This is a genomic window from Fluviicola sp. (genome assembly GCF_039596395.1).
In the GTDB taxonomy this organism is placed as follows: Bacteria; Bacteroidota; Bacteroidia; order Flavobacteriales_D; family Crocinitomicaceae; genus Fluviicola.
Map to the genome: position 1 here is coordinate 1,748,207 of NZ_JBCNJT010000001.1, position 26,573 is coordinate 1,774,779.

21 protein-coding genes and 1 riboswitch are annotated in these 26,573 nt (G+C 42.3%); of the genes, 8 read left to right on the forward strand and 13 right to left on the reverse strand.

Annotated features, from left to right (window positions below; translation table 11 throughout):
* Positions 1 to 171: 171 nt before the first annotated feature.
* Entirely contained in the window at positions 172 to 558 is a 387-nt protein-coding gene (locus ABDW02_RS07715) for a hypothetical protein (protein ID WP_343633786.1), read from the forward strand.
* Positions 559 to 602: 44 nt separating this feature from the next.
* On the opposite strand, the gene ABDW02_RS07720 is transcribed toward ABDW02_RS07715, so the two are convergent.
* The gene (locus tag ABDW02_RS07720; RefSeq protein WP_343633788.1) at positions 603 to 1,463 is read right to left on the reverse strand and encodes a hypothetical protein; all 861 of its coding nucleotides are present in this window, start codon (positions 1,461 to 1,463) and stop codon (positions 603 to 605) included.
* Positions 1,464 to 1,543: 80 nt separating this feature from the next.
* Positions 1,544 to 4,063 carry an ATP-dependent Clp protease ATP-binding subunit gene (locus ABDW02_RS07725; RefSeq protein ID WP_343633790.1) on the reverse strand — a complete coding sequence of 840 codons (2,520 nt, stop codon included), beginning with the start codon at positions 4,061 to 4,063 and terminating at the stop codon, positions 1,544 to 1,546.
* Between the two features lie 211 nt (positions 4,064 to 4,274).
* Here ABDW02_RS07725 and gyrA point away from each other — a divergent pair, with 211 nt between their 5' ends.
* From gyrA to ABDW02_RS07740, 3 genes are all read left to right on the forward strand, one after another.
* Positions 4,275 to 6,836 (forward strand): DNA gyrase subunit A, encoded by a 2,562-nt coding sequence (gene gyrA, locus ABDW02_RS07730; RefSeq protein WP_343633792.1) that lies wholly within the window; start codon positions 4,275 to 4,277, stop codon positions 6,834 to 6,836.
* 59 nt (positions 6,837 to 6,895) lie between these two features.
* Complete coding sequence (locus tag ABDW02_RS07735) at positions 6,896 to 8,029, forward strand: tetratricopeptide repeat protein (protein ID WP_343633794.1); 1,134 nt, start codon at positions 6,896 to 6,898, stop codon at positions 8,027 to 8,029.
* A 281-nt stretch (positions 8,030 to 8,310) separates the two neighbouring features.
* Positions 8,311 to 9,090: a prolyl oligopeptidase family serine peptidase gene (locus ABDW02_RS07740; protein WP_343633796.1), complete on the forward strand. Its 780-nt coding sequence runs from the start codon at positions 8,311 to 8,313 to the stop codon at positions 9,088 to 9,090.
* A gap of 77 nt (positions 9,091 to 9,167) precedes the next feature.
* Here the strand turns inward: ABDW02_RS07740 and ABDW02_RS07745 are convergent, their stop codons facing one another.
* From ABDW02_RS07745 to ABDW02_RS07765, 5 genes are all read right to left on the reverse strand, one after another.
* A complete protein-coding gene (locus ABDW02_RS07745) occupies positions 9,168 to 10,481 on the reverse strand; it encodes a retropepsin-like aspartic protease (RefSeq protein ID WP_343633798.1) in 1,314 nt (437 codons plus the stop codon).
* A gap of 124 nt (positions 10,482 to 10,605) precedes the next feature.
* Positions 10,606 to 11,775, reverse strand: coding sequence for a DoxX family protein (locus ABDW02_RS07750; protein ID WP_343633802.1), 1,170 nt, complete (start codon positions 11,773 to 11,775; stop codon positions 10,606 to 10,608).
* Positions 11,776 to 11,972: 197 nt separating this feature from the next.
* Positions 11,973 to 12,923 (reverse strand): L-histidine N(alpha)-methyltransferase, encoded by a 951-nt coding sequence (gene egtD, locus ABDW02_RS07755; RefSeq protein ID WP_343633804.1) that lies wholly within the window; start codon positions 12,921 to 12,923, stop codon positions 11,973 to 11,975.
* Position 12,924: 1 nt separating this feature from the next.
* A complete protein-coding gene (gene egtB, locus ABDW02_RS07760) occupies positions 12,925 to 14,073 on the reverse strand; it encodes an ergothioneine biosynthesis protein EgtB (RefSeq protein ID WP_343633806.1) in 1,149 nt (382 codons plus the stop codon).
* Positions 14,074 to 14,082: 9 nt separating this feature from the next.
* The gene (locus ABDW02_RS07765) at positions 14,083 to 14,370 is read right to left on the reverse strand and encodes a DUF427 domain-containing protein (protein WP_343633808.1); all 288 of its coding nucleotides are present in this window, start codon (positions 14,368 to 14,370) and stop codon (positions 14,083 to 14,085) included.
* A 247-nt stretch (positions 14,371 to 14,617) separates the two neighbouring features.
* On the opposite strand from ABDW02_RS07765, the gene ABDW02_RS07770 reads away from it, so the two are divergent.
* Both ABDW02_RS07770 and ABDW02_RS07775 read left to right on the forward strand, forming a co-directional pair.
* Positions 14,618 to 15,496: a pirin family protein gene (locus tag ABDW02_RS07770; RefSeq protein WP_343633810.1), complete on the forward strand. Its 879-nt coding sequence runs from the start codon at positions 14,618 to 14,620 to the stop codon at positions 15,494 to 15,496.
* A gap of 68 nt (positions 15,497 to 15,564) precedes the next feature.
* Complete coding sequence (locus ABDW02_RS07775; protein ID WP_343633812.1) at positions 15,565 to 15,846, forward strand: GNAT family N-acetyltransferase; 282 nt, start codon at positions 15,565 to 15,567, stop codon at positions 15,844 to 15,846.
* 71 nt (positions 15,847 to 15,917) lie between these two features.
* On the opposite strand, the gene ABDW02_RS07780 is transcribed toward ABDW02_RS07775, so the two are convergent.
* The 4 genes from ABDW02_RS07780 to ABDW02_RS07795 all read right to left on the reverse strand — a co-directional run bounded on the left by ABDW02_RS07780 (position 15,918) and on the right by ABDW02_RS07795 (position 23,395).
* Entirely contained in the window at positions 15,918 to 16,484 is a 567-nt protein-coding gene (locus tag ABDW02_RS07780; RefSeq protein WP_343633814.1) for a PhnA domain-containing protein, read from the reverse strand.
* A gap of 82 nt (positions 16,485 to 16,566) precedes the next feature.
* The gene (locus ABDW02_RS07785) at positions 16,567 to 20,124 is read right to left on the reverse strand and encodes a GEVED domain-containing protein (RefSeq protein ID WP_343633816.1); all 3,558 of its coding nucleotides are present in this window, start codon (positions 20,122 to 20,124) and stop codon (positions 16,567 to 16,569) included.
* Positions 20,125 to 20,479: 355 nt separating this feature from the next.
* Positions 20,480 to 22,573 carry a T9SS type A sorting domain-containing protein gene (locus tag ABDW02_RS07790; RefSeq protein WP_343633818.1) on the reverse strand — a complete coding sequence of 698 codons (2,094 nt, stop codon included), beginning with the start codon at positions 22,571 to 22,573 and terminating at the stop codon, positions 20,480 to 20,482.
* A gap of 177 nt (positions 22,574 to 22,750) precedes the next feature.
* Positions 22,751 to 23,395 (reverse strand): hypothetical protein, encoded by a 645-nt coding sequence (locus ABDW02_RS07795; protein ID WP_343633820.1) that lies wholly within the window; start codon positions 23,393 to 23,395, stop codon positions 22,751 to 22,753.
* A 129-nt stretch (positions 23,396 to 23,524) separates the two neighbouring features.
* Here ABDW02_RS07795 and ABDW02_RS07800 point away from each other — a divergent pair, with 129 nt between their 5' ends.
* Positions 23,525 to 24,982, forward strand: a complete 1,458-nt coding sequence (locus tag ABDW02_RS07800) for a cellulase family glycosylhydrolase (RefSeq protein ID WP_343633822.1) — start codon at positions 23,525 to 23,527, stop codon at positions 24,980 to 24,982.
* Here the strand turns inward: ABDW02_RS07800 and ABDW02_RS07805 are convergent.
* Complete coding sequence (locus ABDW02_RS07805; RefSeq protein WP_343633824.1) at positions 24,979 to 25,368, reverse strand: acyl-CoA thioesterase; 390 nt, start codon at positions 25,366 to 25,368, stop codon at positions 24,979 to 24,981. The two genes, ABDW02_RS07800 and ABDW02_RS07805, sit on opposite strands and share 4 nt — an antisense overlap.
* 48 nt (positions 25,369 to 25,416) lie before the next feature.
* Positions 25,417 to 25,665 carry a cysteine-rich CWC family protein gene (locus tag ABDW02_RS07810; protein WP_343633826.1) on the reverse strand — a complete coding sequence of 83 codons (249 nt, stop codon included), beginning with the start codon at positions 25,663 to 25,665 and terminating at the stop codon, positions 25,417 to 25,419.
* Between the two features lie 134 nt (positions 25,666 to 25,799).
* Positions 25,800 to 25,944, reverse strand: a riboswitch (cobalamin riboswitch).
* 152 nt (positions 25,945 to 26,096) lie between these two features.
* On the opposite strand from ABDW02_RS07810, the gene ABDW02_RS07815 reads away from it, so the two are divergent.
* A complete protein-coding gene (locus tag ABDW02_RS07815) occupies positions 26,097 to 26,438 on the forward strand; it encodes a hypothetical protein (protein WP_343633828.1) in 342 nt (113 codons plus the stop codon).
* Positions 26,439 to 26,573: the final 135 nt, after the last annotated feature.

The window sequence follows — 26,573 nt, forward strand, 5'->3', positions numbered from 1 at the left end:
TTGGACTAGTTGTGAAATTTTATAAACAATCATTGATTTAGCAATAAAATAATCACACAAAAACCCATTTTACTCAACGAAACCAAGGGTTTAATCAAAGAATGATTTTTAAATCCAACCATTTAAAACACCGGTCGTCTTTAAGATAGAAACGACAAAAAACAAAATGTCATGGAAAACAAACTTGCTAAGAAACGCTTTATTCAGACCTCTGCAATTCAGCAAATTAATGAAGCTACTATTGTTTTGAAGCATTTTATTGAACTGAGTGCAAAATTATTGCCTTTCTTCAATGAATTGTCTAAAAAGAGCGTCCTGCTTCCACAAGAACTAAGTGATCGCAATAAGATTATCGAAGTTTACCAAAGTTATGGTTTCGATACGAGTACTTCGGAAATATTGATGGAATCGGATATTTTGGAGGTCATTCAACAAACATTCAAATCGATTGAAAAACGTCGTCCGGGAAAAGACTCCGATTCGGATAAACTGATGACCATTTTCCAGAACAAACACCACCAACTGGTTCAAAACTGGAGATTAACGGACATGAATTGAATTATCAATTTTGACCTCTTGATAATTGATAATTAAATCATTGATCATTCCTCTTTGATCCATCCGTAAATCCAGGTATCGGCAAAATTTGCGGGATTAATCACGCGGTTTTCTTCTGCCACAGGAGCTCCGTGCATAATCACGAAACGCCATTTTCCTTTTTCAGCTAAAACGGAATAAACCGTTGAATCCGGGTAACCGGCAATGATATTCTTTTGGGACCTTCCGGGCCAGGCCGCTTCGGTAATTTCTTCGGGAGACCAGTAAAGGATTTCTTTGGATTTTGCGAAATAGAACTTCCCGTTGAAAGTTGACTTATCGGGAAAAAACTTACCGAGCATTCCTGTATCACGGCCTAAAAAATAGCGCTTTATCAAAGTCATTTTAGTATCAACCAATCGCAGGCGATTCAGATTGTGTGAAGCATTTCCACAACAGGGATATTGATGGTGATAAAATAAAATTTCTTTCGTGTTCGGATGAATTTTATAAGCCAGCAAATGTCCCATTTCATTATAAACGGAAACCGGTTCACCCTTGATGGTCATAAAAATTTCGAGCCGTTCCTTATCTTTCTCTTCTGTCGGGTATCCGTTGAAAACAAGTTCCGGGATTTTGTCATTATTCAGGTCGATCAATTGATACAGGGAAGCAAACTGTTTGTAGTAATTCACAAACAGCGCCGAGGGATCGTAGGCTTTCGTCCCGATGTGATCAATCAGATCATTGTTAAACAGAAATTCCACCATTTTGGCTTTCAAGGCTTCATTCCTCACCTGGATTTTGGAAAAATCAGTTTCCGGGTTTGCGATAAAGATCTTTGGATCCACACGTGTCATTTCTACATAACAGAATGCAGACAGGGAAAAACCAAAAAGCAATAAGGCTGTTAATTTCAATTTCATCATTCAAAGATAAAAAATGTGGCTGAAAACCAGTAGGGGCGCGATTAATCGCGCCCCTACATTATTTAAACTAATCTGAATTATTTCTTAGCTGCCTTTGTCTTTCCTTTTTCAATGGAAATTTTCAAGCTTGCATTTGCTTCATCGATATCCAGTACGATTGTATCTCCTTCGTGCAGATTTGCTTTGATAATCTCTTCTGCCAACGGATCTTCAATGTATTTCTGGATCGCTCTTTTCAACGGTCTTGCTCCGAATTTCTCATCGTATCCTTTGTCTACAATGAAATCCTTCGCTTTTTCCGTCATGGAAGCATGGTAACCCAATACTGCAATACGCTCAAACAATTTCACCAACTCCAGGTCGATGATCTTGTGAATACTTTCTCTCGTTAACGAGTGGAAAATGATCATATCATCAATACGGTTCAGGAATTCCGGCGCAAACGCTTTTCTCAATGCGTTCTGGATAACTGTCTTCGCATTTTCGTCGCGCTGATCATTCTGGGATTTCGTTCCGAAACCAACTCCTGTTCCGAAGTCTGCCAACTGGCGTGCTCCGATGTTCGAAGTCATAATCAGGATCGTGTTCTTAAAGTCGATCTTACGACCTAAACCGTCTGTCATGTGTCCGTCATCCAATACCTGCAACAACAGATTGAATACATCCGGATGTGCTTTCTCGATCTCATCCAGCAAGATGATGGAATAAGGTTTACGTCTTACTTTCTCCGTCAATTGTCCACCTTCTTCGTATCCCACATATCCCGGAGGCGCTCCGACCAATCGGGAAATAGAGAATTTCTCCATGTATTCCGACATATCGATACGGATCAGTGAATCTTCCGAATCAAACAGATATTTCGCCAGTACTTTTGCCAATTGTGTCTTACCGACACCTGTTGGCCCCAGGAAGAAGAACGAACCGATCGGCTTGTTCGGATCTTTCAATCCTGCTCTGTTTCGCTGAATGGCTTTCACCACTTTTTCAACTGCTTCATCCTGTCCGATTACTTTCCCCTGAAGCTCATCAGCCATAGTAGCCAATTTACCCATTTCAGTTTGAGCAACACGTGTTACAGGAATTCCACACATCATGGAAACCACTTCTGCAACGTCTTCTTCCGTTACCACAACACGTTTCGCTTTGGAATCTTCTTCCCAGCGTTTTTTCGCTTCTTCCAGGCGATCCTGTAACTTACGCTCAGAATCACGCAGTTCAGCCGCTTTTTCGTATTGCTGCGATTTGATTACTTCGTTCTTTTGATCTTTCAAAGCCTCAATTTCCTGCTCGATATCGATAATATCCTGCGGAACATTGATGTTTGTGATGTGTACACGGGAACCAACTTCGTCCAAAGCATCGATTGCTTTATCCGGTAAGTGCCTGTCTGTGATATAACGCTCGGTCAATTTCACACAGGCAGCCAATGCTTCGTCCGTGTAAGTCACCATGTGGTGATCTTCGTAACGCTCCTTGATGTTGTTCAGGATCTGGATCGTTTCTTCGATGCTTGTAGGCTCGATCAATACTTTCTGGAAACGACGTTCCAAAGCACCGTCTTTCTCGATGTACTGTCTGTACTCGTCCAAGGTTGTAGCACCGATTGCCTGCATTTCTCCACGTGCCAAAGCCGGTTTGAACATGTTGGAAGCATCCAGTGAACCACTTGCACCACCCGCACCGATGATGGTGTGGATCTCATCAATAAACAAAATAATATCCGGGTTCTTTTCGATTTCAGACATCACTGCCTTCATTCTTTCTTCGAACTGACCGCGGTATTTTGTACCTGCGACCATCGAAGCCAGATCCAACGAAATGATTCGTTTATTAAATAATACGCGTGAAACTTTTCGCTGCACGATTCTCAGTGCCAATCCTTCTGCGATAGCACTTTTCCCTACTCCGGGCTCTCCGATCAAAATCGGGTTATTCTTTTTTCTGCGTGATAAGATCTGAGACACCCGCTCAATTTCTTTCTCACGTCCAACAATTGGATCCAGTTTTCCGGCTTCTGCCATTTTCGTAAGGTCACGCCCGAAATTATCCAAAACCGGAGTTTTAGACTTAGGGTCACTCGCTTTGCGCTGGCTTGCTCCAAATGTTTGATCATCATCTTCGGAAGAAGACGACATTTCTGCTCTTGGTAATTTATTTTCGTCGACCATATTCTCTAATTCCTCGTGAACTGTATTATAATTAACTCCGTAGCGGTTCAGTACCCTGCAAACTACGGAATCTTCATCCTTTAACATCGAAAGTAACAAATGTTCAGTACCGATCATAGGGCTCTTGAACAATTTCGCTTCCAAATATGTAATTTTTAACAAACGTTCTGCTTGTTTTACCAGAGGGATATTCGCACCGACAGGCGAATTCGATTTTGATGCCTCCAGCAATGGTTTTTCTAATTCTGCTTTTAACTTTTGTAGATCCAGGTTGAATCCGGTCAGGATCCGCACAGCGTTCCCCTCTCCTTCACGCAAGATTCCAAGCAAGAAATGTTCTACCCCAATAAAGTCATTCCCCAAACGCAAAGCTTCTTCTCGACTGAAGCTGAGTACGTCTTTTACCCGGGGTGAAAATTTCGCTTCCATAACTCACTTAATTTAAGATTCAGGTACAACAAGTGCACCTTACAAATATACAAACGGATTAAATGTTAATAAGTACATCGAAATAGCATTTTTTCACCATTTTTTGTTAGTAAAAATCCTTTTACCCTTCTTTTTTGTTGCTATAAATAAACTAATTTCGAAACTTGCTTTTAGCACGCAAATTTCGTGCATAATTTAAAACTATGACAAGATGGCAGATGGAGAAAAGATAATCCAGATTAACATCGAAGATGAAATGAAATCGGCGTACATCGATTATTCGATGTCCGTAATCGTATCCCGCGCACTTCCTGATGTGCGTGACGGATTTAAACCGGTACACCGCCGTGTATTATATGGTATGCAAGATTTGGGGGTTTACTCCAATCGACCGTACAAAAAGTCAGCTCGTATTGTAGGAGAGGTATTGGGTAAGTATCACCCACATGGTGACAGTTCGGTTTACGACACCATGGTGCGTATGGCGCAGGATTGGTCTTTGCGTTATCCATTGGTTGACGGGCAGGGAAACTTCGGATCTGTTGATGGTGACAGTCCGGCAGCTATGCGTTATACCGAGGCACGTTTACGCAAGATCGCGGAAGAAATGCTGGATGACCTGGATAAGGAAACCGTAGATTTCGCTCCGAACTTTGACGACTCTTTACAGGAGCCGACCGTATTACCGTCTAAAATCCCGAACCTGCTGGTAAACGGAGCAAGTGGTATCGCCGTAGGTATGGCAACCAATATGGCGCCGCACAATTTAGGTGAAGTTGTTGACAGTATCATTGCTTACGTTGACAATAAAGATATCGAGGACGAAGAATTATTGCAGTACGTGAAAGCACCTGACTTTCCGACAGGCGGTATTATTTACGGTGTTGACGGAGCACGCGAAGCCTTATTGACAGGCCGCGGGCGCGTAGTTATTCGTGGAAAAGCAGAGATCGAAGAATCCGGAGGCCGTGAACAGATCATCGTTACGGAAATTCCATACCAGGTGAACAAAGCAGAAATGATCAAAAAAACTGCTGAACTGGTAAATGACAAAAAGATCGAAGGTATTTCTGACATTCGTGACGAATCTGACAGAAATGGTATGCGTATCGTGTTTGAATTGAAGCGCGAAGCCATTCCAAACGTTGTTCTGAACAAACTATATAAGTATACGGCTCTTCAAAGTTCTTTCTCTATCAACAACATTTGTTTGGTAGACGGAAGACCGCGTTTGCTGAACCTGAAAGAAATGATCTCTGAATTCGTAAAATTCAGACATGAAGTAGTTGTTCGCAGAACCAAATACGAATTGCGCAAAGCAGAGGAGCGTGCTCATATCTTAGAAGGTTTGATCATTGCTTCCGACAATATCGACGAAGTGATCGCTATGATCCGTTCTTCGAAAAGCCCGGAAGAAGCACGTGAGCGTTTGATGGAGCGTTTTTCGCTGTCAGATATTCAATCCCGTGCGATCGTTGAGATGCGTTTGCGTCAATTGACCGGACTGGAGCAGGATAAATTGCGTGCAGAATATGCTGACTTGATGGCCCTGATCGCAGACCTGAAAGATATTTTGGAGCGTGAAGAACGCAGAATGCAGATCATCAAAGACGAATTAACGGATGTCCGTGCAAAATACGGTGATGCGCGTCGTTCAACGATCGAGTACTCTGCTTCTGAAATGAAGATCGAGGATTTGATCCCGGATGAAGAAGTAGTTATTACCATTTCTCACGCAGGATACATCAAACGTACGAACCTGGATGAATTCAAGGTTCAGAGCCGCGGTGGTATGGGATCGAAAGGTTCTACTACCCGCGACAAAGATTTCTTAGAGCATTTGTTCGTTGCTACGAACCACAATTACCTGTTGATCTTTACCGAAAAAGGACGTTGTTTCTGGATGCGTGTGTTTGAAATTCCGGAAGGAAACAAAACCGCAAAAGGAAGAGCGATCCAAAACTTGTTGAACATCGAACAGGACGATAAGATCAAAGCGTATGTGAAAGTCAAAGATCTGACTGACAAAGAATACGTGGAGAACAACTTCATCGTGATGTGTACGAAACAAGGTATCATCAAGAAAACATCGCTGGAGGCTTATTCCCGACCGAGAGCAAACGGTATCAACGCGATCACGATCCGTGAAAACGACGAGCTATTGGAAGCACGATTGACTGACGGAACAAATGAAATGGTCCTTGCTACCAAAGCGGGACGTGCTATCCGTTTCAACGAGGAGAAAGTTCGCCCGATGGGACGAAATGCTTCCGGTGTTAAAGCGGTAACGCTTCAGAATGAAAAAGACGAAGTGGTAGGAATGATCTGCGTAAAAGATAAGGCAGAGACCATCATGGTTGTTTCTGAAAAAGGTTATGGAAAACGTTCCTTCCTGGATGATCCGGAAGACGGCGAACCAGTTTACCGTATTACCAACCGCGGAGGAAAAGGTGTGAAAACAATTTCGATCACGGATAAAACAGGACCGCTTTTAGCAATCAAGACTGTTGCCGACGAAGACGATTTGATGATCATTACCAAAGCCGGAGTTACGATCCGTATGCACATTGACAGCATTCGTGTGATGGGACGTGCCGCTCAGGGTGTTCGTCTGATCAACTTAAAAGGAAATGCCGAGATTGCTGCAGTAGCACGCGTACCGCGTTCCGATGAAGAAGATGAAGAATTTGACGGCGAAGGAGGAACAATCACCGACGGGCCTGTTGAATCTGCGGGGTCAGAGGAAACAACGGAAACAAATTCGGAAGAATAATTATGGAAAATAGTTTTGTTTGCATCTTTAAGGTCGATAATGGCATAAAAGTTGGAAACATGACACAGCAAATAATTAAAATTATGAACTATTTGAATATGACTAAAGGTGCATTGATGGTAGGGATCGTAATGATCTCGTCGCTTTCTTTTGCTCAAAAAAAGGTTGAAACGGACGCTGCTTTGGCATTCCAAAACTATGAGAAGGCTCAAATGACCGGAGACATGGTGGAAATGAAAAAGCAGTTGATCAAAGCAAAAGAATCCATTGATTTGGCATCTACCAACGCGGAAACGGAAAAAAGCCCAAAAACATTGTTCCTGAAAGGAGAAATCTACACATCCCTGCTTTTGGTAAAAATGCTCGGAGATGCAGAATTCAACAAAAATGTTCCTGAAAATGCGAAGGAAATTTCCGTGAAGGCTTATAAAGAAGCTTATGACATTTCCAACAAGTATGATTCAGACATTCAAAACAGTGTGAATACCATCAAACAAATGCTTTACACAACCGGTTCTGCGGCATTCGATGCTAAGAAATATAAGGAAGCAATGATGGCGTTCGGTACTGTAAATGATTATACGGCAGTTTTGAATCAGTTGGATACAACTGCAATTTATTACGCTGGTATCGCTGCTGAAAATGATTCCAATTACGTTCAGGCTGCGGAATACTATAAAAAAGCTGCTGAATCAAACTACAAACCGGATCTGATCTACCGTTCTACGGCAATGGCATATATCAAGGCTGGTCAAAACGATAAAGCAGTTGAATTCCTGAAGCAAGCTATTGCAAAATCTCCGAAAGACAAACACTTGTATTTCGCATTGGGAACTATTGCCATGGAAATGAACGACGACAAAACGGTACTTGAAAATCTGAACAAGGCAGTTGAAATTGATCCGAATTATGCGGATGCTTACTACAACTTAGGAAGTTATTTCTCCAGTAAAGGATTTGATTTACGTCAAAAAGCAGGAAGCCTTCCTCCGAACGCTAAAAAAGAATCGGATGAATTGCTTGCTAAAAGTTTGGAATTCTACGGTTTTGCTATGGAACCACTTGAAAAATACGTTACTATTTCCCCGAAAGATGTAGATGTATTGAACAGTTTGGTGAAAATCGCAAGAGCGTTGAAGAATACGGAAAAAGAAGCAAAATACAAGCAAATGCTTGATGCTGCCAGAAAGTAATAACTCATTGAATTATCAAGAAGGCTTTCATCAGATGAAAGCCTTTTTTATTTTACCACCCGGAAACTTCACAAATTTGCCAATTTGCCTGTTTGCCAAATGGCAAACAAATAGGCGTCAGAGTGTTATTCTTACTACGAAGCATGTAACCAAACTAAAATACCCACGTTTAAAAAAGGCATCTCCTCTCTTTTAAATTCAGAAACAAACAGGAATTAACGGAAAATTAAAACCCCGTTTCCTGTGAAATTCCTATCTTAGCCGTCCCAAATAAAAACAAAATGAAAAACATTCTTGTCGTAATTTGTTTAGTTGTCGGTTTTCAATCCTTTGCTCAATTGAGCGCTGTAAGAGGAAAGACATTTTACAACTTCTGGCTAAATCTGCCGGATTCCAGTACCCTGAATAACAATCCCCCGGTTTTGATTTTCCTTCACGGAAAGAGTTTGAGCGGAACCGATTTGAACCGTGTCAAGAAATACGGCGTTATCCACGAAATTGAAAAAGGCCGGAAAGTTCCTGCTATTGTGATAGCACCGCAAGTTGCATCCGGTTCCTGGAACCCGGACAAAGTACTGGAAGTATTGGAATACGTCCAAAAGCACTATAAGACAGACACAAACCGCGTGTATGTTTGCGGAATGAGCCTTGGCGGTTACGGAACTATGCATTTTGTGGGGAAACATGCTGACAAAATTACAGCTGCCGTTGCATTATGCGGTGGCGGAAATCCGAAAGATGCCTGCAACCTGGCAAGTATTCCTATGTGGATCCAGCATGGAAACCGGGATGAGGCTGTTCCGGTTCGTTATTCGCGTGAAATGGTTACAGCTATTAAAAATTGCAACGACGGAAAAAACCTGATTTATACAGAAATTGCGGGCGCGAACCACGGAGCTTTGGAACGCATTTTCCGCGCGGATGAAATGTATGACTGGTTATTTGCACAAGTCAGAACAGCGGCCGGTGAAGTAGTGATGGTTGCTGCGCCAAAGAAAACGGAAACGTTGACTCAGGAAAAACCTGCTGAAAGTAAAGGCGTTAGCGGGGCAGCGAAATAATTGAGATTGTAAAATTGAGAATTGAAAAGATTTTAACCAACCTTTACTTTTCAATTTTTACATTATCCATTTTCAATTCATCTAAACTGTATCGCGGAATATTTAAAGCTGATGATCATCTCATCGAATTGCTTGATGAAATCCTGCCCGAGGTTTCCGTCAAAATCGGCATCTACTTCGCCTACATGATCTTTTCGTACCTGTACATCGTGCAGGGTTACTTCCGAATTTCCGACAGCAAGATTTACTTTCGGCAGGACGTATCCTTCGTATTCGACCATTCCTCCTGCTCCGCCGGATTTCAGGGTTTGCTTCTTCCCTTTCTTCTCCACTTTCTTTTTATACTTCGTATAATATGCGCTGTTCAAAGAAGTTTCAACCGCTCCGGTATCAAACGAAAATTGCAGCGTGTCCGAATCCTGTGTCACCTGGACAACCGGGACGAAGCCGTTCAGGATCATGTTGCTTTTCGCGTAAACCTCTGAAGTTTTAGGGATAATCAACTCATCAGCCTTTGTCATATGGATTTCTTCCAAATTACGGATCACCGGAAACCCGATAATTCCCTGGATCGAATAATTGACTTCTGAAAAAGTCAGGTCTTTATCATCAAACACCAGGAAAACCACATTTTCGCAAATTACCGTTCCCCCTGTTCCTGAAGGATCTCCCATTTTCAATTCTTTCACAACTGCCAGGTCACTTTTCACCTTTGCACCGGTAATTGCCGAAACATTGAATTGGATCGGGATAATCTCACAGCCCATTTCAAGAGCTACAGATCTTTGGATGACCGAAAAATTTGCGCCGGTATCAAATACAAAATTCCGGGTCTTGCCGGAGATCGTTACCGGAACATTCGCCAGTCTGGCATGATCACGTGTCAGTTGGATCCTCACATCCGCCGGACGATGAACGAACTGCTTACCCGAATTTTCCAATCCTTTCCAAATAGTTGCGGTATTGGACAAATCGGCAATTTCGTCTTCTGTACATACATGGCTGAAATTATCCAGGATGTACTGATTTGTAAAATAAGCGTCTTTGTATTCGAACAGGTTCACGAGATTCAACTGTTTGACCAGCAAAATTTCCTTGAACAGTGAATCATTATTCATTTTCCCTGCTCCTTCCAGGAAATCTTCAATGGCTTCGTTCGATTCCCTGAAATGGGAAAACGCATTTTCTACCAAACTCCAGTAATAGAAATAAACTTCCTTGTCGATCCGCGATTTATTGGCGATGAGCAATTCTTTTACTTCAAAGAAATCTTTCTTTTGCGCCAGTATTCCAAGTTCCAAATAGAACTTGTCTTCGTCAAAAGGTTTATTCTTTTGAGCATGAGAGAATAAACCGGATAAGCAAATGAGAATAGTAAACAGGTTTTTCATACATATTTTCGCTGAAGGATGAAGATAACCAAATCCTCCAAATAACTTTCATTTTCCCTCAATGGTTTACTAAAGCTAAGCTTTTTCTTCTTTGCGGTTAACTTGTATTGATTGCAGCTTTTTCTCATTTCAATTCAGACCACTTCTTTTGAACGATTTTTTTGAATTCGTCTTTCTTGAAAGCACGTTCATTGATACCATCGTATTCTTTTACGATATTCCCGTTCCACAAGTAGAATACTCCGGGAGTATCTTTTGTTCCGCCCAGAACTGTCCAGAATGCAGCCACATCCAAAATCTTAAACGGATACTTTCTCCCTGCAAAGGCAAAAAAGTCAGGGATCAGTTCTGCTTCTTCGTCCATAAAAACGATCTTCATTTCCGGGAAATCCGGATCTTTTGAAGCCAGATCCGTCAGGGCTTTTGCGGTTTCCTTGCAATGGTCACAACCCGGAGCAAAGAAGCACAGGATTTTACGTCCTTTATCGATATCCGCATATTGAGAAGCAAACCCGGATTTTTTTTGCTTTGGTGCATCTACTACTTTTTCTTCTTCCGTTTTCTCAACATTGTGATCTTTTTCCAATTCCTTCAGATCAACAGGAGCTATGGATTTTTTATCTTCCTGTTTAGTGGAGTTAGCCGCATCTTTCACTTTCGGATCGGTTTCTTCCGCATTTTTTGTCTGCTCAGCTTCCTCATCCATGTTCATTTCCTGCATCATTTCAGCTACCAGTTCATCACTGGATTTACGCTGGATCGGTCCTACCATGAACACCGCAAGGATTGAAGCGAAAGTAATTGCGGCAAGGAACGAGAAATTCAAACGATCATCCTGCTTAGACGTTTTTTGGTACAAGATCACCAGCAATCCCATGCCGATAATGTTCTTGATCAAAGCCTGAACAGGAGTCATCGGCAATAAAGATCCGAAACATCCGCAATTCCCGCTATTTCCGCTTGAAGCAATTTCGTAGCTCAAATGAATGCTGAAGATCAACAACATCAGGAACGACATCGGTACTACTAACCGCTTGAAATAATTCTTTTGAAGCAGCAAAATTCCCAAAGCCAGCTCGCACCCGATCAAAATCCGTGAAAAATAAGCCGCAGCCGTTTCACTGAATCCCATCGGGATCAATTGTTTCACCTCAAATGTCGGCAAAGCCAAATTCGGAGAAGGATACAATTTTGCCACTGCCGAAAGCAGGAACATAAATGCCATTAACCCTTTGATGATCATCGGGAGTTGTTTGTTCACAAATCCCTGTTTTTCTAAGCCGGTAGTTGTCATAATGCGATTTTATGCCTCTAAAATAATAGAAACAGGCGTGCTTGCTTTCCTTTTTAGGAAAAGCTTAACAAAATTCCGGTGGAGGAACGCGGAAGAACACAACGTTAAATAAAGTACCTATTCCACCAAGCCTCTATGAACTGGCCCTCCAATTCAGCAAGAAAATTAATAAAATCCCTATTTTAAGTTCGTAAGAACTACACCCTGTTAATAATGTAATCCCCGAACCAGGATTTTTGATCCGTAAAGCGCTGTTGTACCGACAAAGGAGACTGATCAATGATCTTTTTCAGGATGTCATCGTTGTATTTCCGGGAAATTTCCGTGTGGATGCGTTCGTTTTCATCGAAAGCAAATTGTGCATTGATGGATTTAATATCCACCACCTGTTTTTTCGTGCTCTTTAAGAAACTCTTCGCAATTCCTTCGGATTCGTGGTATTCAGGATCGTGCACAAAAGCGTTCAGATCGAAATTCGCTTGCAACTCGCGGTTCATCCGTTCCAGTAAGTTCAGGTTAAAATCGCGGGTGATACCTGCAGAATCATCATAAGCAGGAAGAACAACTTCCTTTTCCTTGATCAGATCCACCCCTAAAACGATCTTATCTCCCTGATTCAGGTTTGCACTCAAAGAGGCCACGAAAGACTTCGCCTGTTCATCCGACATGTTCCCGATGTTCGAGCCCAGGAACAGAATGATTTTTCTGTTCGGTGACTTTTTCAGATCGTTCAGCATTTGAAAATAATCCCCGTGAAGACTGTTAATCGAAAGTTCCGGAATTTCTTCCTTCATCCGGTGCTCCAACCCTGTCAAGGCATTGGAAGAAATGTCTATCGGTACGTATTTGAAAGTTACCCGGGCGCGGATCAGTTCAAACAGCAAGTGAATGGTTTTTGTTCCGTCGCCGGCACCCAATTCCACCACTTCGATCTCTTCTCCTTTTTGAATGTCGAAACTGGAGACGATATCTGCCGCCTGCTGCTGAAAGATTTCCATTTCCGAACGTGTCAGGTAATACTCCGGCATGTTCATAATCTGTACGAATAATTCATCTCCCCGTTTATCGTAGAAATACTTGGAAGGAATTTGTTTCGGAGTTTGAGAAAGTCCAAACTTGACGTCTTGTTTAAATTGTTCTAATATCATCTTACTTTGCTAATCTGATTCCTGAATATTGCCATTGAAAATGTGGGTGGAAAAAGTTTCGGTAGGTCCTTCTGCTATGATTGAGAGATGTTGCAACGGAAGCTCCGCGCAATACCATTTGATTGATCATGAATTTTCCGTTGTATTCGCCAACTGCTCCTGCTGCGGTTTTGAACCCGGGATACGGCAAGTAGGCACTGTTTGTCCATTCCCAGCGTTTTCCCCAGCCAAAGAAAGCACAGCTGGCTTCCCATTCAAACTCGGTGGGTAAACGCATTCCTTTCCAGCTGGCAAAAGCCTGTGCTTCGTAATAGGAAACATGACTGAGAATCGCATCCGGATCGACTTCCTTCAGGCCCGCAAGCGTGAAATAATGCCATTTCCCGTTGATTTTATGCCAATACAAGGGATTTGTAATCTTATTTTCATTTAGCCACGACCAGCCTTCGTCCAGCCAGCAATCAAACCGGGAATAGCCGTCTGCATCTATAAATTCGATGTATTCTCCGTTGGTGACCAATGATTTTGAAATATCAAAAGGCTGTAAATAGACTTTGTGTTTATTCAGTTCATTGTCAAAACAAAAACTTCCGCCGTCGTGACCGATCTCGTATATGCCTTCTTCCATGCTAACCCAGCCGGATTCCGTGTTGTGATCAGCCAACAGATTGAAAGATTCGTCGTAAACCGGGAAAATCGGGTTGTGACCAAGCGTATATTTCAAATCAGTGATCAGCAATTCCTGGTGCTGCTGTTCGTGGTTCAACCCCAGTTCGATCAATTCACTTAACTCCTGAGAAATCTCATGAGACAATAATTCGTTCATTCCCTGGTCCACATAAGCGCGGTACTGGTACACTTCAGAAACTCCCGGCCTTGTTATGTTTCCCCTGTCAGCCCGGAAAGTGCGTTCACCGATCGTATTGTAATACGAATTGAACAGGAAACCGAAATCCGGGTGAAATTCTTTGTAGCCATTGAGGTTTTTCTTCAGGATCATTTCTTCAAAAAACCAGGTCGTATGTGCCAAATGCCATTTCGGGGGACTTGCAAACGGAACCGGTTGCGGAACGTAATCTTCCACCTGCAAAGGCCTGCACAATTGTTCTGTTCTATTACGTACTTCTAAGTATTTTTCTCTCAAATGCATAAAATCCAATTAATCCTCAACAACCTGAACACCTTTCCAAAAAGCCACTTTTCCTTCAATGCTTTTCGCCAACTCTGAGGTTTTCGGGTAATACCAGGCAGCATCTTTATTGGTTTCACCGTTTACTTCCAGGGAATAATAGGAAGCTACTCCTTTCCAGGGACAAGTTGTATGTGTATCAGAATCTTTAAAATATTCCTTCTTGATTGCTTCTTCGGGGAAGTAATGATTTCCCTCTATGATAACCGTTTTTTCACTTTCAGCAATAACGGTATCGTTCCAAATTGCTCTTTTCATCATTCAGTATTTAGTAATTCAATTGGGGGTTCGGGTCTTAGTCAAAAACTTCATCCAAATCAAGGTACGAAAAGAAAGTGAAAAGAGATTTCAGTTTCCCGAAATTTAATTGCTAATTAATCCAAATTTCTCCTGAACCCGGGAACCCCGAAGGAATAGCAATCCGAGGGAAAATGCATGTTTGTCATTACAATCAACCGATAAGTTCTTACATTTAGAATTCCATTTGATTTAAAAACAACCATTCATGTCAAACATTCAACTCATTATTGAAGAACGCGCCGCAGACATCGGGAATTTCCTGGTTGGCCGGCTATTGCCTTTCCGCCAGAAACGCGCAGTTGGCCCGTTTGTATTCATTGATCACATGGGACCTGCGAAGCTGAGCGATCATGAAAACCTGGATATCGGGCCGCACCCGCATATCGGATTATCGACATTGACTTATTTGTTTGAGGGAGCTATTATGCACCGTGACAGTGTCGGTTCGGCGGTTGAAATCCAGCCGGGAGCAGTCAATTGGATGACTTCCGGGAAAGGCGTGGTTCATTCCGAGAGAACACCGGAATACCTGCGTCATTCGGAAAAACACTTGCACGGATTACAAATCTGGGTAGCTCTTCCCAAGGAACTGGAAGAAATGGAGCCTTCGTTTACGCATATCGAAGCCGCTGAAATTCCGGAATGGACAGAAAACGGCGTTTATTACAAAATGGTTGCAGGTGAAGCTTTCGGAAGAAAATCTCCTGTTCCGGTTTACAGTCCGCTTTATTTCCTGGAAATTAAAACCACGGAAGCAGCAACTATCAACATCGGCGATCAATTATTCGGGGAAAGTGCTTTATATATCCTGGAAGGAAGTATCAAAGACGGTGACGAAGCCTTTGGCCCGAAACAGATTTTGATTGCCAAGAATGCCGAATTGTGCACATTCGAAATGTCGTCCAACACAACGGTTTATATTTTCGGAGGAGAAGCATTTCCGGAAGAACGTTTCATATTCTGGAACTTTGTTTCTTCCCGGAAAGAACGCATTGAAGAGGCCAAACAAGCATGGATTGCGCAGACCTTTCCTAAAATTGAAGGAGAAACGGGCTTTGTTCCTTTACCGGAACCTAAATTTTAATTAAAAATTATGAATGTAAAATTCAAAAGATTTTGGATTCTGAATTTTGCATTTTGAATTCATAGAAGATGATAGAAGTAAAACAATTTGACAAAGAAAACAAAGGTTTTTTCAAAGCAACGGAAGACGGCAAAGAAGCCGGAAGAATGACTTATGCGTGGGTGAATGACGACCGCATCATTATTGATCACACAGAGGTGAGCGGTGAATTCAGGGGAAGAAGTGTCGGGAATTTAATGGTGCAGGCGGCAGTAGAATTTGCCCGGAAAGCCGGTATCAAAATCATTCCTTTGTGTCCGTTTGCCAAAAGCGTATTTGATAAAACTCCGGAGTACAAAGATGTACTTTGAAAGTTCAACATATTTAATAAGTTCAAAAAGTCCAAAGTTTTTGAACTCATTGAACCCTCTATTGAACTATTCTACTTCTTAACGAATTGTGTCAGGATATAGATCGTTTGTCCATCTACTTTCCCTTCGATTAATGTAGGATCGTTGTGAACCAGGCGGATATTTCTGACAGCTGTACCGCGTTTCGCAGTAATGGTAGAGCCTTTCACATCCAGGTCCTTGATCAGGACAACCGTGTCTCCTGCTTTCAGTTCCGCCCCGTTGGAATCGATGTGTTTCACCGCGTCTTCATCTTCCATTCCGGATTTTGCCCAGGAAAGTTCCTCATCACTTAAATAGATCATTTCGAGTAAATCATTCGGCCAACCTTCCTGTTTCAATTGGTCGAGCATGCGGTAAGACACCACTTTAACAGCCGGGACTTCACTCCACATAGCATCGTTCAGGCATCTCCAGTCGTTCGGAACAATTGCTTTTTTCCCTTCCAACTGATCTTTCAGGTTTTGGCAGATCAGGATAAAGTCATCCGCAGAATTTCCATCGGATGGTTGTACCTGGTAAACCTGCAAATCATCTGTTGATCCGCTCAACTCACATTTTTCGCCGCTGCGAAGATTCAATTGTTTTTCGAAATTCATGAGGCAAAGGTATAAAACAAAAGCCCCGACGATGAATGTCGGGGCTTATTTAGTATGCTTCTAATTAAAAGCGGTACTAGTACTATTGAATCACTACACGGTATACTTTTTCAGCATTCGCATTGGATAGTTTAAAGAAGTAAGTTCCTCTTTCAACGTTTCCAAGATTCACTGCATTCACACCGTTTGTAATCGTATTGTTTCCTGTTTCAACTACCCGTCCGTTAACGTCTGTTACTACCAGGTTCAATGATTCCGTGCTCAAACCGGATTCGATGTACACCAATCCTGTAGAAGGGTTCGGATACAAATTCACTGACTCAAGTGTATTCTCATCCACTGACAACCAATCACAAGTTGTAACTACCGTAATCACCACGTTTGCAGTATCATTCGGACAAACCCCGTTACCGGTAATGTATTTGTAATTAAAGCTTCCTGCGAATGTTCCTGTCATTATCTGTGAGTTCGGCATAATGTTGTTTGTAGGGTTGTACCAATCACCCCCCATATCAACAGTTCCGCTTAATCCGGAATACAAATCGATCGGTTCATTCTTACATGCTGTAATGGAACCGTCAGTACCTGCACTTGAAGGAGGATAGATCATCACTACTGCAGATACCGTATCAACCAAACATCCGTATGTGATGTAATCAACATTAACTGTTCCTGCAGGTACGAATTGAGGATTGAACATGGTGTCATTTACAATCGTTGCCGGGTTAGGAGAGAAAGTCCATGTTCCCTGAGTATCAGTGATTGTAACGATATCGTTCAAGTCAACCAACCCTGTTGTTTGACAAATATCCATTGTTCCGCCTGTTCCTGCAGAAGTTCCACGCTCAATCAGGCTATAATCATCCACTGATAAAACATCATTGAAGAAGAATGCGGATACTTCCGTTCCGAATACGTAAACACCAGAAGTTGCAGGTGTGAAACAGAATGTTGCTTTTTTGTACGTTTCGTCCGTTACATCAGAAGAAGTTACGAAATCACCCAATGATGTTGCTCCTGAAGAAGACTGGGTTGTATTTACGTAAACTGTTCCGTTCCACCCGCTTTCACCGTCTCCGGCCCACATGAAGCTGAACTCATAGTTTCTGCCTGCAACCAATTGGAATTCAGGTGTCCATAATACGTCATTTGATCCACCATATACTCCTACAAAGTTAGATCCTGAATTAGCCGGATTTCCAGTCATCCCGGAGTCATCTGAGAACCAATCCCCGAAGTTGGCTGCCCAACAGATCGGGTATACTCCGTAATCCACTGCTGGCATAGATTCAAAATCTTCACTCCATGGAATAGCCGTAATAGGTGCACAAAGTGTTGTTCCACTTACCAATGTCCAGTAAGATGAATCTGTAGAACTACAAACCGCTTGCACATAAATGTCATAAACTGTAGAAGCATTCAATCCTCCCACTGTGAATGATGCGGAAGAAGTTTGCTGAGCAGAATCTAATCCTGTTCCTGTTCCCGGTACAAATCCAGGAACTCCCCATTCGATGTTCCAGGTAGTTTCACTGTCACCCGGAGTCCATGAAATATCAATAGAATTCGTAGTTTCATTAGCTGTTTGCAAATCAGATACCGGTAGACAAGTTGGGATAGGAACTACCACAAACGTATAATCTTCTGCTTCTCCTTCTCCCGGACCGTTATTCGTATTCAATGTACAAGCGTCTGTCGGAGAACTGTTGTAGTAATCAGCCAAAACACGCATTCTGTAAGACCCAACAGCTGTTCCTAAAGGAACATTAAAAGAACCTGAGAAGAAATCCTGGTATCCGAACGATTGGAATACTTGTTCGCTTGATTCGAAAACCATGTTATCATTCCAGTCTACCCAGATTCCCAATCCGAAGGTATATCCGCTTTGAGAACCGAATTCTGCTGTAAAGTTTACATTTGGTCCGCCCTCAAACTGAGAAACAGTCATAGCTGTTGCATCTGTGTAGCCGTTTGGCCCGATTCCTGAATTCAAATTGGAAATATTGGAAGTTGCTCCCCCGGTAGTTGAGAAATTGTTCAAATAGTATTCCTGATCAGAAGTTCCGAACTCACAATATCCGGTGTATCCTGAAATAGGACCGGTCCATGTACTTTCATCACCACCTCCGCAATCTGCCTGCACATAGAAGTCATACAACGTATTCGGAGTTAAAGGAGAGGCCGTAAAGTTTGGAGTTCCGGAAGCTGTTGCCGGTGTTCCTGTACCAGGCGTAAATCCAGCCGGTCCGTATTCGATGTTCCAATCCGTTTCAGTACCTTCCGCTGTCCATGAAATATCAATAGAAGTTGTAGTCGCACCATCAAATGTCAAACCTGAAATTGGCAAACAGCTTGGGATCGGTGTTACTTCAAAAGTATAGTCTTCCACTTCTCCGTAACCGAAATCCGAAACACAAGCACTTGAAGGTGCACCGTTGTCCGGATCTGTCAAAATACGCATTCTGTATGTTCCGACTGCGGTACCGGCAGGCACGTCAAAAGAACCTGAGAATGACTCATCATAATATCCCGGGCTAAACATTTGTTCTCCCGATTCGAAAATCATATTATTATTCCAGTCTACCCAAATACTAAATCCAAAATAATCGTTCAGATCTACCTGGAAGTTAATAGAAGGACCTCCGTCAAAGCTGGAAACAGTCATTGCAGTTGCATCTTCGTATCCGTTAGGACCAAACCCAGAACCTATGTTCGAAATATTGGAAGTGGTTCCTCCTGTTGTAGAAAAGTTATTGATTCTATAATACGGATCAGCTCCTTCGAATTCACAGAAACCTGTGTATCCCGTAATCGGGCCAATCCACACACTTTCATCTCCGCCCCCGCAATCTGCCTGAACATAAAAATCATAGCTCACGCTGTCGGTTAAAAGGTTTGCTGTAAAACCGGTTGTTCCGCTGGCAGTTGCCGGTGTTCCGGAACCAGGCATAAATCCTGACGGACCGTATTCAATATTCCAATTGGTTTCTGTCCCACCTGCTGTCCAGTCAATCGTTAATGAATTTGGCGAAGCTGATGTCACGTAAATATCTGATACCTGAGCACAACTCACTTCTTCCACTACTATGTTGTCAACTATCCACCAGTATCCCCAGTCTCCGGTCCATCGAAAGCGTACCTGAGCATTCGAAGCCCCATTGGCTGCATTGGTAATATTAATCGTAGTATGCTCCGGATCATCCGTGTCTACACCTCCACTCAGAACTTCTACCCAAGTGGTTCCGTCCCATACTTCCACATAGTAAACAGCACCCGTACCTCCGAAGTCGCTTGCATCGTAAAAAGTCTGATCAAATGTCAACATGATGTAACCTGTTACTGCACTAGCATCAAATGCAGGGGATTCAAGAGCTGCATTTTCCGGTCCGGAACCAGATTGATTAAAATCGCTGTCAAAAATGGCAGCCGGGTCTGTAATCGGTGCATTTAGAGTCTGGCCTCCGGGATTATCGAAGTACCAAACTTCCCCTCCGCCCTGGATGTCATTATTCGTCCATCCGGTGGGAGGCGTAGTACCTGTGGCAGAAGCAAAATCTTCGCTAAAGATCACTTGCGCCGATAGGTTGTTTGAAAGCTGTAAAAACAGCATACAACCTAACAAAGTGTAAATTTTCCTCATAATTTTTAGTGTATTGTATAGATTATTGAAGCATAATATTACTTAATAATATGCCAGCTTAAAGACTCGTTTGTCCTGATTTTTGTTGCTTTAAAGGGCTGAAAAATGTTTTTTTTCGTTTCAACTAATTATTATTTATCAATAATTGATCAAGCAATTTGCGCGTAATCTATTGATTTATCAGTATAAAGCCAAAACAATCCTGAAAATCAATTTAGTAGCGATTACATGCCGGAAGATTACCTGATAGTTATCCACAATGTTCAATTATTAACAAACTTGTGTTCTCCTTATAAGAAACAAAACCCCGATTTCCTTAAATAAAGAAAATCGGGGCTTGTTAGTGTTCATATAGTTATTGAATAACTACACGGTATACTTTTTCTGCCTGCTCATCGAAAACCTTAAAGAAGTAAACTCCTTTCTGTACATGGCTCAAATCTACAGCGTTTGTTCCTGCAGAAACTGTGTTCTTCCCGGCATCGATTATTCTTCCGTTCACATCTGTAATTTCAAGGCTGAACGTTCCCTGTGCAAATGTTGACTCTATAAATACCACTCCGGTTGATGGATTCGGGTAAAGGCTCATTTCCTCCAAAGCGTTTTCAGCTACTGACAACCAATTACAGTTCGTAACTGAAACAACAATTCCTGATGTATCGTCCGGACACACACCGTTTCCTGTCACATATTCATAATTATACTGTCCCGGGAAATTTCCTGTCATTACTTGTGAACCAGGTAATACATTGTGCATCGGGTCATACCAGTTTCCTCCGAAGTTTACTGTTCCTCCCAATCCGGAATACAAATCGATCGGTTCATTTTTACATGCCGTAATAATCCCGTCAAGTCCTGCTGTTGAAGGAGGATAAATCGTAATAACCGCTGAAGCTGTATCCTGCAAACAGCCTTCTGTAATGTAATTTACAGTAACAATTCCTGCAGGTACATATTGAGGATTGAACATCGAATCGTTCACGATAGCAGACGGATTCGGTGAGAATGTCCAGGATCCTATTTCGTCATTTTTCACAATGATGTCATTCAGATCAACTAGACCTTCTGTCTGACAAACATCAAGAGATCCGTTTGTTCCGGCACTCGATGCTCTTTCAATCAGGCTGAAATCATCTACCTGAAGGTAATAAGGATTACCATCTGAATCAGCACTTACGCCAAACTTATAAATACCGGAAGTTGTCGGTGTGAAACAAGTAATATGGCTAGTAAAATTGTCAGCCGGAACTTCCGAAGGAGTAATAAATGTTCCGGTAGGCAATGTTGCTACCATACCTGTTTGTGTATTCAGGGAAACTACCTCCGCATTCCATCCGTCATAATCTCCTTCAGTAGCAAAGAAGAACTTGAATTCGTAATTTCTTCCTGCCGTTAATTGAAACTCAGGAGTCCATAACGTATCCGCCCCGGTCCAGGAGAATCTGGCCATATAATTTTGTCCGGAATAAGCCGGTACTCCGACATTGAAGGATCCGTCATAATCAGAGAACCAGTTATCTACCGAAGCTGACCAGCAATTCTGGAAGTATCCGTAACCAAGTTCGGGCATGGATTCAAAATCTTCAAACCATGGAAGATTTGTAACCGGAGCACAATCTGTAGCTCCTGAAACTAGTGTCCAGTAAGATTCTTCGCTTCCGCAATTTGCACGAACATAGATATCATAAGACATTCCCGGATCTAGTCCGCTGAGTGTGTATGGATTTGTAGTTGCTGATACGGAACCGATTTCAGTTCCTGTTCCCGGTACAAAACCAGGCGCACCGTATTCGATATCCCAGGCAGTTTCAGAACCATTGATTGTCCATGAAAGGTCGAATGAATTTGTTCCTGCATCATCAATCATTAAATCGGAAACAGGAATACAGGATACTTCTTCAATCATTATGTTATCCACGATCCAAAACCAAGACCAGCTTCCAACCCATTTGAAACGCACCTGTGCATCTGATGCCCCGTTCAAATCAGCTGTAATATCCAAAAGGATGTGTTGCGGATCTGTAGGGGAATCGGTAAAAATAGAGTAAACCTCTACCCATGCACTTCCGTTCCAAACCTCCACGTGTGCTTCTCCATTGGCACCGCCATCAAAATATTGGTCAAAAGACAGGAAAATAGCATTCGTGATAACACTCGCATCAAATAACGGAGATTCCAGTGCTGCCACCTCGGGAATACCATCGTTTCCATAATGATCACTATCAAAAATAGCTGCCGGATCAGAAATCGGGGCATTGAATGTTCTTCCTCCGGGATTGTTAAACTCCCAAACCTGTCCCCCACCTGCAATGTCATGATTGGTCCAGTTAGTAGGTGGTGTAGTTCCGGTTGCGGAACTGAAGTCCTCCGAAATGATAACTTGAGCTGAAAGGCTGTTCGATAGCTGTAATAAAAACGAACAACCTAACAAAAGGTAAATTTTCTTCATATGTTTTTGGCATGTTTAAATACAAACACAATGATAATTGATTTAACATCCAATCACAATAATTGTCAACTCAATTTTAGTGGAAACGTGGAATCCAATATTGAACGAAAACTTAACTGTTTTTTATGAAAAAGTTAAGTTTCTACTTCTTGATTTATCAATAATTGAAAACACAATTCACCTGGAATAGTCGGTGTGCTGCCACTGAATCCAATATTCCTGTAAACCTTCCTTTGTCCGGAATAACCGACTGACCCACAACCTTTTATTCTTCACAATCTTGCTCGGACTGGAAAGCAAATCATGTTTTCTCTTTTTCAGCTCTGGCTTATGCCCCCAGCCACCGGAATGGTCAAAGGCCGTCATCGCCTGATTTTTAGGCACGCGCTTGAAAGGAATGTAGATTTTATATTCTACATAATTGGAGTCTCCGTTCATTCCTTTGGTGGATAACCGGATGCGATTAAAGTCTACTTTACTGTACAAACTGTCGCGGTATAATTGTTTGAGTTTTTTACCCACATATTCACACATTTTGTTGGAATATTGGTGTGCCACATCCGTGCCGTTCAGATCCAATTGATTGATATAACGTTCCGAAACAAACTCTACTCCGCGATACATTCCGCTACAGGCTGAATCGGTACAAAAAGGAGTGTCAATGATACAGGTAAAAGGCAAATTGTGAGAAGAGTCCAGGATCATTTCATCCTGGTTTTCTCCTGCATAGATCTGTTTATTACCGTTGCTTTCACAGGAAAAAGCAAGCACCACCAAAAAAATAGCTGTAAATCCCGAAATAATGCGCAATCCTTTATTCATCCCTTTAAAAATAATTGAAATTGGCAATTCAAAATTGATCGGTGCCAATTTTTCAGAGGAAGAAGCGATGATGCTGTCTTTTAATTTCCAATTCTCAATTTCCTTATATTCGCTTCAAACTACGACTCTATGCGAAAACTGCTTCTTACTTATTTGATCTGTTTTTCAGGAATACCTGCATTTACTCAGGCAAACTGGAACAATACTTCTTTTGTACATCGTTCGGGAAGGCAGATACTGGATGGAAACAATACACCGATCCGATTGGAAGGAGTAAATCTTGGTGGCTGGCTTTTGTGGGAAGGATGGATCTGGGGATCCGGTTACACGCAGGAAAAAACCATCTATAACCGGATTAAAAACAAAGTAGGGCAAGCCAGTGCAGATGCTTTTCGCGATTCGGTTTATCATCATTTTATCACCCGGAAAGATATAGAGGCTATTTCCGGCGAATGTTTTAACCTCGTCCGGCTTCCTTTCAATCATACGATCCTGGAAGATGATGCTAATCCTTATGTATACAAGCAATCCGGATGGGACTTACTTGACAGTGTACTTGATTGGTGTGAAGACAATGATTTGTATGTACTTTTCGATATGCACAGTGCTCCCGGCGGGCAATCGACGTATTTTGTAACCGACCCTGATTCTCCCAATATGTGGGCGGATCCTGTTTATCAAACACGCACGGCTGAACTCTGGAAAGCCATTGCAAATCGCTATAAAAACCGTGGAATTGTTGCCGGATATGATCTGTTGAACGAACCGGTAGCTCCTGCCGACAGCACACTTGTACAGTTTTACGAATTATTGGTGGATTCCATCCGGACCGTTGATACCAACCACATGCTTTTTATCGAAGGAAAAGATGCCTCAACCGATTTCAGTATCTTCACTTCCCTACCCGACCCGAACATGGTTTTTGCCTTCCACTTTTACAGTTGGTTTGTATGGAATATCCCGGACGCACTGGACGAATATGTGGCATTATCACAAAACATGAATGTTCCGGTGATGTGTGGTGAATGGGGTGAAAACAATTATGCTCCTTTGAGTACCACGCTTGATTATTTCAAGGATCCGGCCAAACAGATCAGCGGAGAAACTTTCTGGACCTGGAAAAAAATGTTTAGCGGTGGTAACTATCCCTGCTATGTCGGAGTGGATACCAGTTCACTCTGGAACAAATCCATCAAATGGATCTCAAACGGGTTTAATCCCAATCCGACAGTGGCTGAAATGCAGCAGGGAATGAACGAGTTTGTCCAGAACATGAAATTCCAGCATTGTTTCTTCAATGATTCGATGAGTGATCTTTTGAAAGCTTGTTCGGGTACTGCTTCACTTCCGGAGAACGGGGAAGAATTCTTTCAACTCATACCGAATCCGGCAAATAAGCAAGTGCTTATCCATGCGTCATTCGAACCCGGAACGATCCGCATCTATAACCCTCGCGGACAATTGATCGAGTCCATCACTATTTCAGGGACAAGTTACATACTCGATCTTTCCGGATATACGAACGGTATTTACTTTATCTGCCCGGAACGAACTGCACACGCACAAAAGCTCGTTGTTCACCATTAATCTCTCAGGATCTTAACAGGCTGCTTGTTTTCGTCGATTGCCACAAACGTAAATTCTCCGGTTACCGCTTTTTCGCGCACGTCCGAATACATTTGCTCGGTAAAAATCTCTACCCGTATTTTCAAACTGGTGCTCCCCAGGTAAGTTACTTTTCCGATTAATTCCACGATTGTTCCCGCCGGAATCGGTTTTTTGAAATCGATCTTATCACTACTCACCGTAACCATGCGCTGCCGGCTGAAACGGGTTGCTGCGATAAAAGCCACTTCGTCCATCAGCTGCATTGCCGTTCCTCCGAAAAGTGTATCGTAATGATTGGTCGTATTGGGGAAAACCGCTTTAAAAATGCGTGTTTCCGATTGTTGGATTCTTTGTTCCAGTGTCATATTTTATGTTTAATATAGGCTCTTCCGAAGCTTCGGGCAAGTGCCTTTTCAATAATCTTTCTTCTTAAAAAGTGTCGAAATCTGGTTAAACCGCTCTTCCAGTTTCTTTGCATTGTATTCTTTCTTCATTTCCAGCATACAGCCTGCACACAAACATTCTTCGTAATGGTCGCAGATATACTGGCTTTCATCTACCGATAAATTCACGGCCGTGCACTGGCAAAGCGAAATGGAACCTGCTTTACACTGAAAACCGGAATTACAACGCGGACAAATTACCTGTTCATGATCACTCATAAGCTATTCATTTTTATATTCTGCGCTTTCGAAAAAAAGAGACGTACTGGAAGTTTAATTCTTGAAAAAGAATAACAAAACAACCTTGACATCAGCTTCAAATCGCGAAAGCATGGCCAATTCCACCAGCCGGGGCCAGCAGATCAGAAAACGGCAGGTATCTGACTTTTCCATTCATTACGATTGGAATTACAGTTGCGCGACAGTTCGTGATTCTCACACGATTCCCCTCTTCATTCATCCGCCACGGCGGATGAAACCTTTTTCCGGATATTGATTCAATAAAGAACGTGAAGTAAATGTACTTACTAATTCCGAATCGAATGACGAATCCAAATTATTTGTGTGCTGAAATTTCCTGACATAAAATCTCCTTTTTGTATCTTTGCGCTGTGAGAAAGGCAGTTATATTCATTCTGTTACCGATTTTTATGTTTAACAGTTCACTGGGAGAGTTCTTCCAGTTGCCCCAATTTCTCACGCATTTTACGGAACACCGCACGCAGGACCAACGCATCGGGATCGGTGATTTTATCTGGATGCACTATATCGGTCACGATCAGAATACGCAGGACCAGGACCGCGACATGGAGCTTCCGTTCAAAAAAATCGACGATCATTTCTCCTTTGAGGTAGCCTCTTTTCCAGGTTCGAAATTTATTTCGGAAAACCGCTTCGAGGTAATAGACACCTGTCTACCTGCACTTTTCAAAACCAACCGGCCCAAAGATCCGGCGCTGGCTTCCTTGTTCAGACCGCCTTGTCAGGCATAATTTCTGAAACACTCACATCGTCCGAAATACGGAGGATTATTTCTTGAAATCCTATTTATACGTTAAGAAATCATGGGCTTTCCCGACAGGACAAAGTTCCTGAAGATTCTTCCTTTCCCGGATTTCGCGGGGAAT

What these genes read in the sequence shown, in the direction of transcription:
- egtD (WP_343633804.1), bottom strand. Translation starts at nt 12,923, where the DNA reads ATGATATTAGAACAATTTAAACAAGACGTCAAGTTTGGACTTTCTCAA.
- ABDW02_RS07740 (WP_343633796.1), top strand. Translation starts at nt 8,311, where the DNA reads ATGAAAAACATTCTTGTCGTAATTTGTTTAGTTGTCGGTTTTCAATCC.
- ABDW02_RS07795 (WP_343633820.1), bottom strand. Translation starts at nt 23,395, where the DNA reads ATGAATAAAGGATTGCGCATTATTTCGGGATTTACAGCTATTTTTTTG.
- gyrA (WP_343633792.1), top strand. Translation starts at nt 4,275, where the DNA reads ATGGCAGATGGAGAAAAGATAATCCAGATTAACATCGAAGATGAAATG.
- ABDW02_RS07785 (WP_343633816.1), bottom strand. Translation starts at nt 20,124, where the DNA reads ATGAGGAAAATTTACACTTTGTTAGGTTGTATGCTGTTTTTACAGCTT.
- ABDW02_RS07720 (WP_343633788.1), bottom strand. Translation starts at nt 1,463, where the DNA reads ATGAAATTGAAATTAACAGCCTTATTGCTTTTTGGTTTTTCCCTGTCT.
- ABDW02_RS07750 (WP_343633802.1), bottom strand. Translation starts at nt 11,775, where the DNA reads ATGACAACTACCGGCTTAGAAAAACAGGGATTTGTGAACAAACAACTC.
- ABDW02_RS07800 (WP_343633822.1), top strand. Translation starts at nt 23,525, where the DNA reads ATGCGAAAACTGCTTCTTACTTATTTGATCTGTTTTTCAGGAATACCT.
- ABDW02_RS07765 (WP_343633808.1), bottom strand. Translation starts at nt 14,370, where the DNA reads ATGAAAAGAGCAATTTGGAACGATACCGTTATTGCTGAAAGTGAAAAA.
- ABDW02_RS07815 (WP_343633828.1), top strand. Translation starts at nt 26,097, where the DNA reads ATGTTTAACAGTTCACTGGGAGAGTTCTTCCAGTTGCCCCAATTTCTC.
- ABDW02_RS07715 (WP_343633786.1), top strand. Translation starts at nt 172, where the DNA reads ATGGAAAACAAACTTGCTAAGAAACGCTTTATTCAGACCTCTGCAATT.
- ABDW02_RS07735 (WP_343633794.1), top strand. Translation starts at nt 6,896, where the DNA reads ATGACACAGCAAATAATTAAAATTATGAACTATTTGAATATGACTAAA.
- ABDW02_RS07790 (WP_343633818.1), bottom strand. Translation starts at nt 22,573, where the DNA reads ATGAAGAAAATTTACCTTTTGTTAGGTTGTTCGTTTTTATTACAGCTA.
- ABDW02_RS07745 (WP_343633798.1), bottom strand. Translation starts at nt 10,481, where the DNA reads ATGAAAAACCTGTTTACTATTCTCATTTGCTTATCCGGTTTATTCTCT.
- ABDW02_RS07805 (WP_343633824.1), bottom strand. Translation starts at nt 25,368, where the DNA reads ATGACACTGGAACAAAGAATCCAACAATCGGAAACACGCATTTTTAAA.
- ABDW02_RS07725 (WP_343633790.1), bottom strand. Translation starts at nt 4,063, where the DNA reads ATGGAAGCGAAATTTTCACCCCGGGTAAAAGACGTACTCAGCTTCAGT.
- ABDW02_RS07810 (WP_343633826.1), bottom strand. Translation starts at nt 25,665, where the DNA reads ATGAGTGATCATGAACAGGTAATTTGTCCGCGTTGTAATTCCGGTTTT.
- ABDW02_RS07775 (WP_343633812.1), top strand. Translation starts at nt 15,565, where the DNA reads ATGATAGAAGTAAAACAATTTGACAAAGAAAACAAAGGTTTTTTCAAA.
- ABDW02_RS07780 (WP_343633814.1), bottom strand. Translation starts at nt 16,484, where the DNA reads ATGAATTTCGAAAAACAATTGAATCTTCGCAGCGGCGAAAAATGTGAG.
- ABDW02_RS07770 (WP_343633810.1), top strand. Translation starts at nt 14,618, where the DNA reads ATGTCAAACATTCAACTCATTATTGAAGAACGCGCCGCAGACATCGGG.
- egtB (WP_343633806.1), bottom strand. Translation starts at nt 14,073, where the DNA reads ATGCATTTGAGAGAAAAATACTTAGAAGTACGTAATAGAACAGAACAA.